This is a genomic window from Aequorivita sp. CIP111184, from assembly GCF_900489465.1.
In the GTDB taxonomy this organism is placed as follows: domain Bacteria; phylum Bacteroidota; class Bacteroidia; order Flavobacteriales; family Flavobacteriaceae; genus Aequorivita.
The window spans coordinates 1-1,989 of record NZ_UEFQ01000038.1 but is presented as its reverse complement, the minus strand read 5'-3'; the positions used below and the strand labels follow the sequence as shown (position 1 = coordinate 1,989).

General features: G+C 29.5%; 3 protein-coding genes. All 3 read left to right on the top strand.

Annotated elements, in window-relative coordinates; genetic code table 11:
• The first annotated feature begins 288 nt into the window (after nucleotides 1-288).
• Nucleotides 289-534, top strand: a complete 246-nt coding sequence (locus AEQU1_RS16175) for an AbrB/MazE/SpoVT family DNA-binding domain-containing protein (RefSeq protein ID WP_111882768.1) — start codon at nucleotides 289-291, stop codon at nucleotides 532-534.
• Entirely contained in the window at nucleotides 525-848 is a 324-nt protein-coding gene (locus tag AEQU1_RS16170) for a type II toxin-antitoxin system PemK/MazF family toxin (RefSeq protein ID WP_111882766.1), read from the top strand. The genes AEQU1_RS16175 and AEQU1_RS16170 overlap by 10 nt, the downstream gene beginning before the upstream one ends.
• Nucleotides 849-1,033: 185 nt before the next feature.
• The coding region (locus AEQU1_RS16165; protein WP_146743772.1) for an erythromycin esterase family protein at nucleotides 1,034-1,989 on the top strand (956 nt) is incomplete at its 3' end.

The window sequence follows — 1,989 nt, the reverse complement described above, 5'->3', positions numbered from 1 at the left end:
TCGCTCAAACGGAAATCGTTGAAGAGCTTTTCTTGGTAGATCTTTTTTCCTTGCATACCATGAAATTAAGGAAAATTGCTAACTTGTGCAACAGGCACACCGTATAAAAATAATTGCGGTTTAGTGCTTAATCAAAGGTCGTTGTGTGTTTGTAACGTCTGATTTTCCTGCGGAAAATCCTCGCGTACAAACCCGCAACTATTCTTATACATAAACGTTGCCATTAATACGAAAAAACTTTGCGGATTAAATAATTTGTACTAACTTTGTAATTACATATATAGAATTATGGAAACAGCAATTATAAAAATCGGAAATTCTAAAGGTCTGCGTTTAAGCAAGACTATTTTGGAAAAATATAACATAAAAGACAAGGTCGAAATGATTTTGGAAAAAGGACAAATAATCCTTAAACCAATTAGTAGTCCGAGAAAAAATTGGGGAAAAGCATTTGAAGAAATGCGTGAGAATAATGATGACCGATTATTATTCAATGATGTGTTTGAGGACGAAGATTTTGAGGAATGGAATTAGAACAGTATTCAATCGTACTCGTAAATCTTGACCCAACAATTGGTAGCGAAATTAAAAAAACAAGACCTTGTGTAATTGTATCACCAAACGAAATTAATAAGTTTTTAAGAACAATAGTAGTTGCACCAATGACAACGAACTTGAAAAATTATCCGACCAGAATCAAAGTAAAGCATAACGGAAAAAAAGGAATGATTGCAATCGACCAAATTCGGACAATTGACAAATCTCGGATATTAAAAACGTTTGACCAATTATCGAAATCTGAAATACAGAAATGTAAAGAAATTATAAAAGAAACTTTTGTGGATTAAAACTGAATATTGAACAAAAAAGCAAAGTACTAATGGCAACACCGTATATAAGCTATGGCTTGGTCTGTCCTCACTTGGAAAATCCTGCGGATTTCCCAAAGCCAGTTTTTATTTGGAGAGGTTTGTGCCGAAACACGCCACAGCTCATATACAAACACGTTGTGCAACATTAAAAAACAATAAAAATGAAAAATCTTTTAATCATTTTGGCTGTAGTATTCTGCAATATATTATTGGCTCAAAATTTGACACTTAAGGATTTAAAAATTGAAGAATTTTATACTATTGGAGAAACTAATAATAGTGCAATTATAAATATTGGGGAAATTGAAACTTTTTTTGATAAGGATGTTGATGTTAATTTCTCCAATTTTAAGGATCTGGAATTCCTGAAAAAAATTCCCCAAGAGAATAAAATTATAATGCTTGGAGAAACACATTACTCTAAAAGTATTTCAAATTTTAGAAATAGAATTTTCTTCGCTTTAAACGCGTATGATTATTATCCCTTAATAATAATTGAAAATTCATATTCGATTACAGAATATTACAATCACTATATTCATATCAAAAATGACCAATTAGCACAATCATTTTTAGAAAATGACCTTTCAAATTTCCTTTATACAGAAGATGATTTAATTTTTTTAAACACGTTAAGGGAATGGAATAAAAGCAATAGCATCAAACCATTAAGTATTGGCGGCTCTGATTTGGAATTTACTTATGAAAATATAATGGAGAAAATTTTAAAGCCATTTTTTTATAAATTAGAAAATGTCGACAAGACAAAAATTGATGATATTATTGAATTAGGTAAAAAACAAAGCAACGATTTCTTTATTGATATTAAGCCATATTTGACTCAAGCGAAAGATGAAAATTTAACAGGCGATTATCCATTTATCACACCACAATATATTAGTAATGTAATTACAAATTTCAGTTCAACTAACAACGCTTTTAGATATCAATTTGAATATTACAGACAAAATTCAATAATCAGAAATATAACAGATGATTCATTTTTTGGTACTTTTTTAAAAAATCACAAAATTTTAATGTATGGTGGTGGAGAACATATGAAAAATCATTTTAATTATCCATATAATGCAAATTTCTTAAGCGAAGGGTCTTATTT

Coding starts and splice junctions, on each gene's coding strand:
- AEQU1_RS16170 (WP_111882766.1), top strand. CDS start 525: ATGGAATTAGAACAGTATTCAATCGTACTCGTAAATCTTGACCCAACA.
- AEQU1_RS16175 (WP_111882768.1), top strand. CDS start 289: ATGGAAACAGCAATTATAAAAATCGGAAATTCTAAAGGTCTGCGTTTA.